This is a genomic window from Streptomyces tubbatahanensis, from assembly GCF_022699385.1.
Classification (GTDB): Bacteria; Actinomycetota; Actinomycetes; order Streptomycetales; family Streptomycetaceae; genus Streptomyces; species Streptomyces diacarni.
The window spans coordinates 221,164-236,178 of record NZ_CP093846.1; the positions used below are offsets into that span (position 1 = coordinate 221,164).

At 71.6% G+C, this 15,015-nt stretch carries 11 protein-coding genes and 1 pseudogene; 3 read left to right on the plus strand and 9 right to left on the minus strand.

Features of this window, described 5'->3' with window-relative positions; translation table 11 throughout:
- Nucleotides 1-37: 37 nt before the first annotated feature.
- From MMF93_RS00895 to MMF93_RS33620, 6 genes and pseudogenes are all read right to left on the minus strand, one after another.
- On the minus strand, nt 38-1,189 hold the full coding sequence (locus MMF93_RS00895) for an aromatic ring-hydroxylating oxygenase subunit alpha (protein WP_242748580.1): 1,152 nt from the start codon (nt 1,187-1,189) through the stop codon (nt 38-40).
- An 82-nt stretch (nt 1,190-1,271) separates the two neighbouring features.
- On the minus strand, nt 1,272-1,520 hold the full coding sequence (locus tag MMF93_RS00900) for a hypothetical protein (RefSeq protein ID WP_242748582.1): 249 nt from the start codon (nt 1,518-1,520) through the stop codon (nt 1,272-1,274).
- A gap of 179 nt (nt 1,521-1,699) precedes the next feature.
- Complete coding sequence (locus MMF93_RS00905) at nt 1,700-2,749, minus strand: zinc-binding dehydrogenase (protein WP_242748584.1); 1,050 nt, start codon at nt 2,747-2,749, stop codon at nt 1,700-1,702.
- Nucleotides 2,750-2,886: 137 nt separating this feature from the next.
- Entirely contained in the window at nt 2,887-4,113 is a 1,227-nt protein-coding gene (locus tag MMF93_RS00910) for a PP2C family protein-serine/threonine phosphatase (protein ID WP_242748586.1), read from the minus strand.
- Nucleotides 4,114-4,377: 264 nt separating this feature from the next.
- Complete coding sequence (locus MMF93_RS00915) at nt 4,378-4,614, minus strand: hypothetical protein (RefSeq protein WP_242748588.1); 237 nt, start codon at nt 4,612-4,614, stop codon at nt 4,378-4,380.
- Nucleotides 4,615-5,489: 875 nt separating this feature from the next.
- Nucleotides 5,490-6,144: pseudogene (locus MMF93_RS33620) on the minus strand (RNA polymerase sigma factor).
- Nucleotides 6,145-6,405: 261 nt separating this feature from the next.
- Here MMF93_RS33620 and MMF93_RS00930 point away from each other — a divergent pair.
- Nucleotides 6,406-7,116 (plus strand): SDR family oxidoreductase, encoded by a 711-nt coding sequence (locus tag MMF93_RS00930; RefSeq protein WP_242748590.1) that lies wholly within the window; start codon nt 6,406-6,408, stop codon nt 7,114-7,116.
- A 57-nt stretch (nt 7,117-7,173) separates the two neighbouring features.
- Nucleotides 7,174-9,156 carry an SMI1/KNR4 family protein gene (locus tag MMF93_RS00935; protein ID WP_242748591.1) on the plus strand — a complete coding sequence of 661 codons (1,983 nt, stop codon included), beginning with the start codon at nt 7,174-7,176 and terminating at the stop codon, nt 9,154-9,156.
- Nucleotides 9,157-9,260: 104 nt separating this feature from the next.
- Here the strand turns inward: MMF93_RS00935 and MMF93_RS00940 are convergent, their stop codons facing one another.
- Nucleotides 9,261-10,889 carry a Mur ligase family protein gene (locus MMF93_RS00940; RefSeq protein ID WP_242748592.1) on the minus strand — a complete coding sequence of 543 codons (1,629 nt, stop codon included), beginning with the start codon at nt 10,887-10,889 and terminating at the stop codon, nt 9,261-9,263.
- A gap of 401 nt (nt 10,890-11,290) precedes the next feature.
- Between MMF93_RS00940 and MMF93_RS00945 the strand changes: the two genes are divergently transcribed.
- Nucleotides 11,291-12,055, plus strand: a complete 765-nt coding sequence (locus MMF93_RS00945) for a hypothetical protein (RefSeq protein ID WP_341483218.1) — start codon at nt 11,291-11,293, stop codon at nt 12,053-12,055.
- On the opposite strand, the gene MMF93_RS00950 is transcribed toward MMF93_RS00945, so the two are convergent.
- Entirely contained in the window at nt 12,013-12,810 is a 798-nt protein-coding gene (locus MMF93_RS00950) for a thymidylate synthase (protein ID WP_242748593.1), read from the minus strand. The two genes, MMF93_RS00945 and MMF93_RS00950, sit on opposite strands and share 43 nt — an antisense overlap.
- A 67-nt stretch (nt 12,811-12,877) precedes the next feature.
- Nucleotides 12,878-14,989 carry an MMPL family transporter gene (locus tag MMF93_RS00955; protein WP_242748594.1) on the minus strand — a complete coding sequence of 704 codons (2,112 nt, stop codon included), beginning with the start codon at nt 14,987-14,989 and terminating at the stop codon, nt 12,878-12,880.
- Nucleotides 14,990-15,015 lie beyond the last annotated feature (26 nt).

Consider the following 15,015-nt stretch of genomic DNA (forward strand, 5'->3'; position numbering starts at 1 on the left):
CCTCCTCACTACGGGTGGACGGAGTCGACTCCCCCGGTCAGGACGCGTGCTGCTGGACCAGCGCCCGGTAGGCGCCGAGGACGAGGCCGTGGAAGTGGTGCACACCGTGCTCGGAGAGCCCCGGCGCCCGCTCGGGGTCGTAGATGATGCGGCCCTGTTCGAAGGCGGGTGTGGCCATACCCCGCTGGACGCTCTCGACGAGGTTGATGTCCTGGACCTGCAGCACCTCGTCCATGTACGTGACGGACTGCTTCTCCGACTCGTTGAGCTCGGTGCTCTCCAGGAAGAAGTCGAGGGTCTCGAGCGTGCGGTCGGGTCCGGCCGGCAGCACGCGCAGGACCATGAAGTTGCCGCGCCCCGGGTAGCGCATCAGGCAGGTGTTGGGCCACAGCCACCACACCGAGTGCTCGGTGACGGTCGCGCCGGACACGTCGTAGGCGGTGTTCTCGGACCTGCCCGCGTCCGCGAAGTGGCTCGACCAGATCCCGTGGGTCCGCACGTCGTAGGTGCTCATGTCCACGAGCGACACGAATTCCTTGTGCGCGACGTGGCAGTGGTAGCACTCCAGGAAGTTGTCGACGACGTTCTTCCAGTTGCTCCTGATGTCGTAGTGCAGCCGCTTGGCGTGGGTGAGCCGGGAGATGTCCGGGGCCCGCTCGGTGATCTGTCCGGCGAGGTCGGGGGCCTGGTCCGCCAGCGACGGGGCGGCCGGGTCGAGGTTGACGTAGACGAAGCCGCAGAACTCCTCGACCTGGACGCGGTCGAGGCAGATCGCGGACTTGTCGAACGACTCCATGCGGTCGCTCTGCCGGGCTCCGACCAGGGAGCCGCTCAGGTCGTACGTCCACGCGTGGTACGGGCACACGATCGTACGGGTGGTCCCCGAACCCGACAGGAGCTCGTGCGCCCGGTGCTTGCAGACGTTGTAGAAGGCACGCAGCCGTCCGTCCCGGTCGCGGACGACGAGCACCGGCATGTCGGCGACCGTCGTGGCGAGGTAGCTTCCGGGCCTCTCCACCTCTTCGACGTGGCAGACCCACTGCCAGGTCCGGGCGAAGATCGCCTGCTGGTCGGCGGCGTGCCACTTGGGCTCGGTGTAGGCCTCGGCCCGCAGGGACATCGAGCGCGCGGGGTCTTCGTCGTAGCCGGCAGCGATCGCCGTGACGTCGTCCGTGGTGACAGCAGTCATGGCCACGACCATAGGACCGTCTGGACGTCCGTTCAATACTCGTGTGAACGATCGTCCAAACGTCTAGGTGTCAGCGGGCGGGCTACTCACGCCGAAGGGCGGCTTCGTGCCGACTCAGGGAGCCGAACACCTCCCGCAGCAGCAGCGAGAACAGGATGACGCCCATACTGGTGACGGAAAGCCGCAGAGTAGAGGGATGGCTCTCGAAGAAGCCGGCCAACAGCACCGTGCCGTCGAGGACGATCGCAGCGAAGAAGAGCCAGCCACCGATCCGCAATTTCCGCGCCTGTTCCGGTGGAAGGGGGTAGGTCTGCTGATCCGCGAAGCGCATGAGTAGCGTCTACCCCGTGCGGGGCGCGCCATGACTGACGCGTCACGCCTGTCGGCACCGCCCACCGCTGCCCGTCCCCGAACTGCCGCCGCCCTCGCCCCGCGCCCCGCAACAGCACACGGCGGGGCGAGGCGCTACGCCGCCTACGGGTGCGTGACGATCTACGGGTGCATGGCGCTCTACGGGTGCATGACGATCTTGCCCACATGCCTCCTGCGGGCCAGCTCTTCCTGCGCCTCAGCGGCCTGATCCAGTGGGAACGCGGCGGCGACGACGGGCTGGACGGCGCCCTGGCGGGCCAGATCCATCAACAGGGCGAAGTGCGTGGGCGTGTGCATCGCTGATCCGATCACCTGCGCGTTGTGCAGGTAGAGGCGGCGGACGTCGAAGTGGACGCCGTATCCGCCGAGCGCGCCGGCGATGACCCACCTGCCGCCTTCGCGCAGCAGCGGCAGTCCCTCGCTCACCAGGTCCCCGGCGACGACGTCGAGCCCGACGTCGATCCCGTCCGGCGCGGCGGTACGGATCTGCTCGGCGAGGTCTCGCGCACGGTCGAGGACGTGGTGTGCGCCCGCTTCCCGTACCGCATCGAGCTTCGTTCCGCTGCTGAGGGCGAGCACCCGCGCACCGCGTGCGCGGGCGATCTGCACCAGCGCGAGCCCGACACCGCCGGACGCCCCCGAGACCAGCACGGTCTCTCCCGTTCGCAGCCGTCCCCGCTCGATCATTCCCAGCGCCGTGCCGTAGGCGGTGGGCAGCGTGGCGAGCTGCTCGTCCGTGAGCGGGGATTCCGTCACGTCGTGCACGCGCTCCGCCCGCGCGGTCACGTACTCGGCGTACCCGCCGTCGCGTTCGCTGCCCATCAGGCCCACCGGGTTCGCGTCCGGCCCTTCGGTGTCGTAGAGCGCCGGATCGACGACCACTCGGCGCCCGACGAGGCACTCGTCCACGCCGGCACCGGCCGCCACCACCCGGCCTGCCACGTCGGCGCCCTGGATGCGCGGAAAGGCGATCGGGCCGCGCCAGCCCGACAGCGCTTCGGGGTCTCCGGCGCTGCCGTAGGCGCCCTCGCGAGTCCACAGGTCCGTGTTGTTCAGCGCCACCGCGCCGACCTGGACCAGCACCTCCCCTGCCTGCGGGGTGGGCACGGCGACCTCCGTCAACGCGAGGACCTCCGGTCCCCCGTGCTCCGCGATCCGCACCGCACGCATGGTCTCGGACACGCCCATCGCTTGAACCTCCTCATACGTAAACCGACCTGTCTACCCTGACTGCGGTATACCGATCAGTCAAGTCACGGGATGGTGCGGGAAGCACGCCGCGGGCCGCTCGGGTCCTCGGGCGGCATGGTGCGCGCAGCGGGGCGTCACGCGAAGACGTGGCGCGTGGCGGTGCCACGGAAGGGATGCCACTCGAACAGCAGAATCGTCGCGTCGTCGTTCAGCGGTGCCTGCTGGAAGTCGAGAATGGCGTTGATCAGGCGGCGCAGCGCCTCGGGCGCCGGTTCCCCGGCGGCGATGGCGCGGACGACGAAGTCGGTGAAGCGTTCCTCACCGAAGGACTCCCCCGCCGCGTTGCGGGCGTCGGGGACTCCGTCGGTGTAGAGCAGGACCCGGTCCCCGGGCTCCAGCTGCGCTTCGTGCACCCGGCGAGGGGTGTCAGGCGCGCCCTCCCCCAGCCCCAGTGGCGGCTCCGCCTCACGTTCCAGGGCGCGGGGGACGGAATCCCGGCGGCGCAGCAGCAACGGCGGCGGGTGCCCGGCGTTCATCCACGCCAGACGGCCGGTGGTCAGGTCGAGCTGGGTGAAGACGCCCGTGACGTGCCGGTCGGTGAAGGTGTCGGTGAGGGCGGTGTCGAGGCCGGAGACCAACTCGGGCAGATCGGCGTCGCTGTGCCGGGCATGGCGCAGGCCGGCCATGGCCACCGCCGAGGTGAGGCCCGCGGCCAGATCGTGACCCATGGCGTCCAGGATGGCGGCGTGCAGAAAGCCGCCCATCAGCGAGTGGTCGAAGGAGTCACCGCCCAGGTTGTAGGCGGGTTCGAGAACCGCGCTGGAGGTGACCAGGTCGGAGCCCATCGTCCTCGGCGGGAGGAACGCCCACACCATCTCGGCTGGCAGCCGCATCGGGGTGACGCGCTGGAGGCGGCCGAAGGTGTCGCTGTAGGCGGACTTGTCCAGCACGATCAGCGTCACCAGTGAGGCGACGGAGTAGCAGCGATCCAGCCGCGGGGCGTCGAGCGAGGCGGCTTCGAAGGCGATGACGCCCATGCGTTCGACACCGTCCAGCAGCGGCAGCCAGAGCGACAGCTGGCCGGCGTCGTTGCGCAGAAGGCGTGGGGAGACGGTGCGGTAGGTCCAGCCGGCCAGCGAGTCGTCGATCGGCAGGCGCCGCGGCCGTTCCCCCGGGTCCAGATCCGCCAGCTCCACCAGCACCCGCTGCTGCACGTCGGCCAGGTACACGGTGATCTCGCGGAAGCCCAGCCCGGTGGCGTGCCGCCGCAGCATCGCCGGCAGGTCGTCCGGCGCCATCCGGTGCATCTCCTGCAGCATCCGGCCCAGGATCGCTTCGCCGCTGTCCGCGTCGGCCGCCACCCGAACTCACCCGCCTTCCGACCACGCCTGCACGCGCGCCACGCCTCCAGCCCACCGCACCGGTGCGCCACGCGCCACGCCAGCGCGTACGTGCGAGTGCCTCTGCCCTCGGCCCCGGCCTTTTGAGACCGCAGCACATGGAGGCCCGCCCCCGGCCCTCGCCGCCACGCGAGCCTGGTCACTGCCTTTCCGGTGGCCCCGACGGTGCCTCCGTGCAGGCTCGTGCGGCCCCTCCGCGGAGGGGCCGCACGGGTCCGGTGGCCGTCAGCCGGCCGCCTGGGTCTTGTCCGGCTTCGCACCCACCCGGTCCACCACACCGAGCTTCATGACCGCGTCGATCCCGGCCAGCGCCTCGTCGTGCCCCGGCTCGCCGTCCTCGGCCAGGTAGGAGCGCGAACCGAGGTAGGCGAGCGTGTCGCGGTCGAAGATCCACACGACGCGGCTGGCGTACGCGCTGCGCTTCAGCGTGATGCCGACCCCGTGCCGCCCTGCGGCGTCCACGGCGTCCGGCACCTTCCGCACCGCCCGGCACGCGCGCGAGGGCACGGTAGAAGGCGGCGGGCGTTCTCGGGGGGCATCAGGTTGTTCACCACCAGGTCGCCGATCGCCTCGAAGACGGCTTGGTCCCGCGTCTGCCGTCCGTCGTCCTCCACCTCGGCGTACAGCCGCTTCAGCAGCGCGTCCGGATTGGTCGGCAGCGAGGCGAGCCACGCGGTATGTGGGCCGGTGGAAACCTGGTCCGCGGGCGCCGTCGCCCTTCTCGCCGTCCGGGACCGACGTTTCGATGGGCAGCATCTGGCCCGGCATCACCGGCGTCCTTGCCGGTCTCCCCGAGCGGCTCCGTAGGTCGTGACAGGGCCGGGGTCCTGCGACATCCACCGCTCGTCGGTGTGCGCGGCGCCGAGCTTCACGGGCCCGCCCAGTTCGCCTTTGTTCTCCCGCTCCAGCACACGGGTGTAGACGTACTGGTCCCCGCCCGGCGCCTGCGTTCCGGTCGAGTTCGCCCCGCGCTGCCGTCGCGATGTGATCGAGCAGGACGGCAGCCTTGTCGGAAGGCGCGGCGGTCGGGGCCGAGCCGCCCCCGCCCTCCCACACGGTGACGGTGAGGCCGGTGGCGAGGGCGAGTGTGGCGGCGACGGGCAGCACGACCCTGGGCCGCAGCAGAAGGCCGCGGGTACGCGTTCCGGCCGCCTCGGCCCCGGGTTCCGGCTGCCGCTCCGCGGCGGCGGGCTCGGCGAGGTCCTGGTCGATCTGGCGCATCAGTATGTCCTTGATGTGACGGTGACGCCCCGGCGGGAGTTCCGCCTCGGGTGGCGGAGGAAGCAGCCGGGCGAGGACGGTCAGGTCGTCGTCGGCACGGTCCTTGTCATGGCTGTTCACAGGGTGTCCTCCCGCAGAGGCAGGGACGCGAACGCGGCCCCACCCTCTCCCTCACCCGCGACGCGGGGCGCGGTTCCCGTCGCTTTTCTGTGCCGGTGCGCCGCTCCGCAGCGGCGACCTGCTCGCTGAGCCGCGCGAGGCGCCGCGCGGGCGCGCGAGAGCCGGGACCGCACGGTCCCGACGGGCACGCCGAGCGCCTCGGCGGCCTCCGCGTAGTCGAGCCCGGCCCAGACGCAGAGCAGCAGAACCCTCCCGCTCGGGCCGCCGCAACCGGTCGAGCGCCACATTGACGGCCGCGAGCCGCCGGGCGTCGTCGATCCGCCCCGCCGTCTCCTCCGCGAAGTCGGCGACGGGCTCAGGCGCCGACCGCTGGGCGAGGAATGTGCTCAGCCGTCTGCGTCCGCGCCGTATCCCGAGCGCCTTGTGTGTCGCGATGGTGAGCAGCCAGGGGCGCAACGAACCGCCCTCGGGCTCGACTTTTCCGCGGGCTCGCCACGCGGCGAGGAACGCCTCCGACAGCACTTCCTCAGCCGCCGCCCAGTCGCCCGTCAGCCGCAGCGCGTGCTGGTAGACCCCGCGCGCGTGCTGCTCGTAGAGCGCGGAGAAAGCTCCCCGGTCGCCTGCTCTTATCAGGGCCCGCTCGGAGCCCACGTCGTCGTCTTCGGTACGCCTCACACTTCATCCCTCACCGCGAGACCCCCACGGTTCCTGTGCCGCGCGTCACATCCGGGGAACACAGGCGCGGGCGGGCGTCACCGCCCATTCTCTGAGCGACCGGAGTACACCCGGCGCGGGGCCCCGCCCACACGCGCCACCGCCTCAGCCGCAGTGGCGAGCCCGCATGCGGGCCTTGACTTGGAGCGCTCTCCAAGTGGTGAAGTCATGCCCTCACCACGCCACTTGGAGGAACTCGTGAGCACGACAACCGAGAAGCCGGTCACCCTGATCACCGGGGGAAGTACGGGTATCGGTGCCGCGACGGCCCGACGGCTCCTGGACGCCGGGCACCGCGTCGCCCTCACCGGCCGCGACGAGGGACGCCTGGAGCAGCGCGTCACCGAGCTCGACGCCTCCGAGGACCTGTTGGCCCGTGTCGCCGACGCGGGCGACTGGGAGCAGACGCGGTCGACCGTCGAGGAGACGGTGAACAGGTTCGGCCGTCTCGACGCGGTCGTGGCCAACGCGGGATTCGCCAGTCCCGGCACCGTCGCAGACGGCGACCCGGCCGTCTGGCGCGAGATGGTGCTGACCAACGTCCTGGGCCCCGCACTGCTCATCCGCGCGGCGCTGCCCGCGCTCAAGGAGAGCCGTGGGCGCATCGTTCTGGTGGGCAGCGTGGCCGGACACGTCCACACACCCGGCAACCTCTACGGCGCCACCAAGTGGGCCGTCACAGGCCTGGCGGAGAACACTCGCCGGCTGGTCACCGCCGACGGAGTGGGGGTCACCCTGGTGGGCCCTGGGCGTGTCGAGACGCCGTTCTGGGCAGCGGCGGGCGGTGCCCCCGACAGCCCGCTGCTGAGCGCGGACGCCCTCGCGGACGCCCTCGTCTGGGCGCTGCGGCAGCCTGCGGGAGTCGACGTGAACACGTTGACAGTGCGGCCGATTGGACAGCCCGTGTGAGGCCGGGCCGGCCGCACGCCAGGGGGACTGTCGGTGGTGGGTGGCAGCATCTGGCTCATGACGGACACCACGACGTGCGCCTGGCGGCCTTTCCTCCTGCGGTGGAGCGGCGAGTGGGCGGACTGCCTGCCGGCCGACGAGACGAGGAGCGGGGAGGAGGAAGCCGCCCGGCATGCACGCTGGTTGGGCTTCCCACCCGCGCCAGAACATCGGATCGCCGCCATGGAGGAACGGCTCGGGAAACGGATGCCACCGTCGTACCGGGAGTTCCTCAAGGTCAGTGACGGGTGGCGGCACGCGGGCGGTTTCGTGTCGCTGCTGGCGGGGACCGCCGACGCGCGTTGGCACAACAACGAGTCGGAGCTCGCCGACGATTTCGAGGGATTTCCGGACGAGGACGCGGGCCCCCAGGAGCGCTGGGCGGCGGGAATCTGGCGGCGCGGGCTGCAACTCGACGTCAAATCCGACATCACCTACGTCTTCCTGGACCCCGAGGACGTCGATGAGAACGGTGAGTGGGCCGTCTACACGTGGGCGAGCTGGCGGGCCGCGCCACCGGACCGGTACGCGAACTTCTCGGCTTTCATGCGGGACATGCACCGGGAGTTCCACAGCCTGCACGCGAAAGCCCGCCACGGGGAGCCCCCGTTCGTCAACGACACGACGCGGAAGCTGGACGCGCAGCTGGAGGAGGCCCGGCTGGAGGCGCTGCGCGGTGGCTGGGAACGAGCCGGAGAGGCGCTGGACGAGGCGAAGGCGTACGGCAGACCGCGAGCCGCCGGGCTGCGCGACCAGATACGCCGGCTGCTCGGCGAGACCTACCTGGTGTCTTTCGAGCACCTGGTGACGGATCCGCGGTACGCGCCCGAACTGCTGCCACCGCTGCTCGCGGAGCATGCGGCGCACTCCTACCGCGACGATTCCACGCTGAAGTTCTCCTTGCGTGGCGCGGACGAGGACGTGACGTCACTGGCTTACACGACGCTGGAGCAGGTGAGGGACGGCACGTACCGGTACGCGCCGGGCGGAGCGTTCGGCGAGGCGGTCGAGCGGGCGCGGGAGCTGGCGCGCTGGGGAGACACGGACGGAGCCTGGCAGACGCTGAGGAACGCTCTGCCCCTGTGGGAGCCGCTCGGGCCTGACCATCTGGCGCCGCTCGCATGGGTGGCGGACCCCCTCCTCGCGCCGTTGCTGACACCCGAGCGGGGCCGGGAGCTGCTGTCCACTCCACGGGGTGGGCAGACGGGAGTGCCACCGAGGCCGACGGCCGGTCTCGACCCCGGCAACCTGGCGTGGCTCGCGGACCCGGGCCCGGGCAACGGCCCTGCGTCCTACCGGTTCGTCCTGGTCGAGGGCGCGGGGCCCGAGGAGCTGCCCGGACGCCTCGCGGACGGAGACGGTGGGGGGACCGGCGGCGGGGGCGGGGACGGCGCTGTGCTGAGCGAACCCATGACGTGGTGGGAGGCGCGCAGCAAGTCCCTGCGCGGCAAGAGGGAGTTCTCTTCCTACGACGACCGGCCTGTGATGGCGATCGGCCGGGCCGGCAACGGCTGGAGCTTCGCCTTCGACGCTGACCCCGCCCCGTTCGACCGGCGGCGGTTCTCCTCCCCCGCCGCGACCGCGAGCACGGGCACCCGCGCGGTGGTGGTGTGGAGCGGCCTGCGGGCGGACCACGAGAGAGCGCTCTTCCACCTTTCGGTGGCGCAGGACGGTGCCGAGCAGTACGCGTTCACCTGCGAGGGCGGAGAGATCCGGCGAAGCGGGCGGATACCACCCGCGTTGGACCCGGCGCGGTTCTTCGGTGACGCGGAGGACGGCGCCGAGACGGAGCGATCGCTGCTGGAGGCGGTGGCCGAGGAGTTCAGCGTTTCGCTGCCACGTCATGCGCTCGCCAACGGGCGACTGCACACATGCACCACCCGTTCCTGGACGCGACCGCCTGAAGAGGGAGAGACGTACACGGTGATCCGCGTGGGCCTGGGCACCGCGCCCCTCGCGGTCGGCGAGTGGAGCGCAGACGACGGGCGGAATGACGGGTAGGCACCGGCCGGAACGGAGCGCATCCGGGAGAACAGGCGTTCTTCGAGGCTACTGACGTCACCACCTGCCGGAGTTGGCGCCTGCGCATGCCCGGCCCGCGCGGGTCACGCGGGGTCCTCCACGGTGGGGCGGGGGTCACCGTCGTCGCGGGTGGACGGGGTCGAGGTACCGAGGAGGGCCTGCCGTGGCGGCTGTTCGCGCGCGTGGTGAGCCGCGGCATGCTGGAGGAGGGCGGCGTGCAGGGCGACCCGGTCGTCGAAGGGGCGCGAGCCGCGGGTGGAGGTCTGCTCCTGGTCGGCGCCGCGTCCGGCGACCACCAGCACGTCGCCGGGTCGGGCGGCGGACACGGCCAGGGAGAAGGCGTGTCGCCGGTCGGGTTCGACGTGGACCTCGGCCTGGCCGCTGCGTCGGGCCCCGTTCGCGACAGCGGTACGCAGCATGGCGGGGTCCTCACCGTGGGCGCTCTCGTCGGTGACGATCAGCAGATCGGCGTCCCGGGCGGCGGTGTCGCCGAGCGCGGCCCGCTTCGCCGGGTCGCGCTCGCCCGTCGCGCCCAGCACCACGATCACCCGGCCGCTGGTGAGCGAGCGGAGGAAGGGCAGGAGCCGGTGCTGCCCGCCGGTGTTGTGGGCGAAGTCCACGAACGCCAGGAATCCCTGTCCGACGTCGACGCGCTCCAGCCGCCCGGGAATCGACGCGAGGTGCTCCATGCCCCGCAGCGCCGCTGTCACGTCGGCACCGCCGGCCGCCAGCGCCGCGGCGGCGGCCACCATGTTGTCGGCTTGGTGCGGGCCGAGCAGCAGGAGCCGTACCTCCCGGTCGACGCCGGGTCCGCGCAGGCGGAAGCGGGTGCCGCCGACATCGGCGTGGATGTCGCAGGCGCTCCAGTCGGCCGGTTCAGGTCCCGACGTGAACGTGGTGAGGGGGCAGCGCGTCTCGGCGGCCAAGCGGCGCCCATGAGCGTCGCCGATGTTGACCACGGCGTGTGCACAGCGGTCCGGCGTGAAGAGGGAGGCCTTGGCTGCGTAGTAGTGCTCGAGATCGCCGTGCAGGTCGAGGTGGTCGGGGCTGAGGTTGGTGAAGACGGCGACGCGGAAGCGGGTGCCGTTCACCCGGCTGAGCGCCAGGGCGTGGCTGGAGACCTCCAGCACCGCGTCGGTGCCGCCTTCCTGCCGGGTTCCGGCGAGCAGCCGCTGGATGACCGGTGCCTCGGCCGTGGTGCGCACGGCGGGTCGGCGGGCTCGGCCCGGCACGCGCGTCTCCAAGCTGCCGGCCAGCCCTACGCGGCGACCGGCGGCCTCCAGTCCCGCGGCGAGCAGGTGCGCGGTGCTCGTCTTGCCGTTGGTCCCGGTGACGCCGTACACGGACAGGGCTCGGGACGGATCGCCGTACAGCCGGGAGGCGAGGAAGCCGAGCGCCCGGCGGGGTTGGTCGACGACCAGGGTGGGCAGGCAGCCCACGGTGCGGTCGCTGAGCAGGGCGACGGCGCCGGCCGCAGCGGCTTCTTCGGCGTGGTCGGCGCCGTGCCTGAGCGTGCCGGGCAGCCCGGCGAACAGGTCGCCGGGCTCCACGTCGCCGCTGTCCAGCGTGACCCCGTGCACACCTGTCCGGCCGCTTGCGGGCGGACCGATCAGCCGGGCCTCGGGGGCGAGAGCGCGCAACGCGTGCAGGATTGCGTCCAGCGACATGGGCACCGCACCAGGGCGGTCCGCACGGCGGGAGGTACTGGTCATCGCCCACCTCCACACTCCGGGACGAGCCGAGGGAGTCAAGGTCCGGTGGCCGGGGCCAGGACGCCGCCACCTCGAGCTGCCCGTCCGGTCTCGACGGGATGGCGGATGGCGAGCCACCGCGGCCATCCGCGCTCGCGTCCTCATCGGAACACCTGCGCACGCGGGCTGCCACGCGGCCGGGGCCGAACGAGTGCGCTGCCCGCGCGCACCCGCTCGGGGGCCGCACCAGCCCCTGATGGACGCCTCGAAGACCCTGCGCCACACCTCTCGCGTCTCTCCCCCACCCCGACGGGATCCCGTCTTCCAATACAGCGTGCTAGCACGCCGTGCTAGCGTTGCCGCCAGGGCACTAGCACAGCGTGCTAGTGCTGGATTCGGTCGAGAGCCGGGGAGGCTGCGACGTGTTCGGGAAAGGGCGGCGGCGTGCGGCGCGGCGCGTACAGCCGGGAGACGGGCGGCCACTCCAGCGCTTCAGGTGGTGGCACCTGCCGGGCCGCGCGCTGTTCCACCTTCCGCTGGCGCAGGACGACGGGCGCCGCACGGTGTACGCGATCGACGTCCGGCACTGGCAGAACCAGAGCTCGGGCAACGTCAAGGCCCGTCTCTACCTCGACGGCAGGCTCCACGCCGAGTCCAGGATCCCCGCCGCCTTCCCCGTGCCGAGCGGCACGATCGAGGTGGCGATGAGCGGGTTCGGGATCAAGCGCTGCCACTATGTGACCGCTGCGGGCGTGGAACGGCAACTCACCCCGCACCCCGCCTCCGCCGAGGGCCGCCGCGCCCGTCTCGACCGCGACCATCCGGCGCTGAGCCGCTGGATCGGCCTCTGCTCGCTGATCCTGCTGCTGATCGGCGCCGCCCTGCTCGTCCTGCAGATCGCCGAACCGCTCTGTGGGATACCTGCGATCGCCTCACGCCTCGGGAGCTTCGAGTCGCCCGTTCGCCTGCCGCTGTGGCTCAACATCGCCCTCGGGGCGGGGGCGGCGCTGGGCAGCATGGAGCGTGCGCTCCGACTGCGCTACAACTGGCTGCTCACCTCCATGGCGACCAGTGAAGGCCTTGTCACGGTGACAAGGTCAAACCACGGTGCCGAGCCCGCTGAACGAGCGGGGGGCGGCGACGCTCACACCGCGACCGGTGCCTTGATGGCCGGGTGGTGCCGGTAGTCGAGCACCGCCACGTCGTCGTAGGCGTAGGTGAAGAGCGAGTCGGCTTCGCGCAGACGCAAGCGGGGAAAGGCGAACGGGGTGCGCGAGAGCTGTTCGGTGACCTGCTCGAGGTGGTTGGCGTAGATGTGGCAGTCACCGCCGGTCCAGATGAAGTCGCCCGGCTCCAGGCCGGTCTGCTGCGCCACCATGTGCGTGAGCAGGGCGTAGCTCGCGATGTTGAACGGAACACCGAGGAACAGGTCAGCGCTGCGCTGGTACAGCTGGCAGGAGAGCTTCCCGTCGGCGACGTGGAACTGGAAGAAGGCGTGGCACGGTGCGAGTGCCATCTCGGGCAGATCCGCGACGTTCCACGCGGAGACGATCATCCGGCGCGAGTCCGGATCGCGGCGCAGCGTGTCCAGGACCTCGCTGATCTGGTCGACGTGCCGGCCATCGGGCGTGGGCCAGGAGCGCCACTGCGCGCCGTAGACCGGTCCGAGGTCACCGTTCTCGTCGGCCCACTCGTCCCAGATGGTGACGCCTGCCTCGCGCAGCCAGCCGACGTTCGAGTCGCCGCGCAGGAACCACAGCAGTTCGTACACGAGGGACTTGAGGTGCACCTTTTTGGTGGTGACCAGCGGGAATCCCTGCGTGAGGTCGTAGCGCAGTTGGTGCCCGAAGACGCTGCGGGTTCCGGTGCCCGTCCGGTCCGCCTTGGCCGCTCCGGTCGTGAGTGTCCGCCGCAACAGGTCTTCGTACTGGGTGTCCGCCACAGCCGTCGAGTCTACTGACCGGCCCGGGGCCGGGGCGTCGCCGTCCCCTCTGGGCGGCGACGGCACGCTACGAACCGGCACGTTCGGCATCGGGGGCGTCTCGGCGGCTCAGGACGCTCGGCCACCAGGCGGCGGGCCCGATGTCCCGGACGAGGGCGGGCACGAGGAGGGAGCGGACAACGAGGGTGTCGAGCAGGACGCCGAAGGCCACGATGAAGGCGATCTGCGTCATGAAGGCCAAGGGGATCACCCCCAGCGCGGCGAAGGTCGCCGCCAGGACCACTCCGGCAGAGGTGATGACTCCTCCGGTGGCGGTCAGTCCGCGCAGCACGCCCTGCCGTGTCCCGAGACTCTGTGCCTCTTCCCTGACGCGGGAGATGAGGAAGATGTTGTAGTCGACTCCGAGTGCGACGAGGAAGACGAAGCCGTACAGCGGTACGGACGCGTCGGTTCCCGTGAACCCGAGCAGGTGCTGGAAGACCAGCGCCGAGACCCCGAGGGTGGCGACGTAGCTGAGGGCCACGGTGGCCACCAGCAGCAGCGGCATGAGCAGGGAGCGCAGCAGACCGGTCAGGATGACGAGAATGATCGCCAGTACGACGGGCACGATGAGCGCGCGGTCGTTCTCGGCGGTCTGCTGGGTGTCGGCCTGCTGTGCGGTGTAACCACCGACGAGGGCGTCGGCGTCGGGTACGTCGTGCAGGGCCGTCCGCAGTCGGCCGACGGCCTGCTTGGCCTCGTCGCTGTCGGCCGCGTCCTTGAGGGTGACGTCGAGGCGGACTCGGCCGTCCACGACCAGAGGCTGCCCCTGCCCCGGGCGACCGGAGCGCGTCACCGGGGCTGCGGACGCGACGCCCGGGGTGCGGGAGGCCGCACGCCGCGACGCCGGGAGCGCTTCACGGTCGACGATGACGACGGCGGGGTTGCCGGAGCCACCGGGGAAGTGCTCGTTCAGCGTCTGCTGCGCCGCTACGGAGGACGCGTCACCCACGAAGGTCTCCTTTAACGGCACGCCCTGCGCGTTCAGGGTCGGCGCGAAGCCGCAGCAGACCAGCAGCACGGCCGCGGTGACGGTCCACAGCGTGCGAGGAGAGCTCTCGACCAGCGCGGCCACCCGCGCCCACACGCCACGCCCGCGCGCCCTTTGTGCGGCGGTCTTCGGTCTGGCCGGCCAGTAGGCGGCGCGCCCCAGCAGCAGCAGTGCGGCGGGGAGGAAGGTCAGCGCGCTCACGAGCGCGCACGCGATGCCGATGGCACCCACGGGCCCGAGGGCGCGGTTGTTCGTCAGGTCGCTCAGCAGCAGAGCGACCAGTCCCGCGACCACGGTGGCCGCGCTGGCCACCACCGGGCCGAACGACTGGCGCACGGCGGCGCGCATCGCGGCCGCGCGCTCCCCCTGGGCGGCCAGTTCCTCGCGGAAGCGCGCGGTGAGCAGCAGCGCGTAGTCGGTGGCGGCGCCGATCACCAGGATCGAGAGGATGCCCTGCACCTGGCCGTCGACCCGGACGACGTCGTGCCGGGCCAGGCCGTAGACGATCGCGCAGGCCAGAGCGAGCGCGAACACCGCTGAGACGATGATGACCAGGGGCAGCAACACGCTGCGGTAGACCAGCACCAGAATGAGCAGTACGGCGGCCAGTGCCACGGCCAGCAGCAGGCCGTCGATACCGGCGAAGGCGTCCGAGAGGTCGGCCTGGCTGGCGGCCGGGCCCGCGATCTGCGCGGTCAGCCCCGGCACGTCCTGTGCGGTCCGCTCGATGCGGTCCAGCACGTCGGGCAGTTGGTCACCCAGGCCGGGCCGGAGCTGGAGGACGCCCTGGAGCGCTCGACCGTCCTCGGAGGGGAGGGCGGGCGAGGGCTTGCCGACGACGCCGGTGCCCCGGCTGAGCTGGGCCAGCGCCCGGGTGGCCGCCTGTTCGTGCCGGTGCGACACCCGGTTGCCGTCGTCCTTGGCGGTCCACACGACGATCGCCGGAAGGGTCTCGTCCTGGTCGAACTTCTGCTGTGCGTCGATGACCTTGGTGGACTCGGCGCTGCGAGGCAGGAACGCGGCCTGGTCGTTGGTCGCCACCTCGCTCAGCTTGCCGGCGTACGGGCCCAGGGCGCCTCCGATGCCCAGCCAGGCGACCAGCAGGACGGCCGGCACGAGCCGGCGGACCCAACGGGTGGAGGTGACCATGCGTGCTCCCCTGCGGTTACTTCACT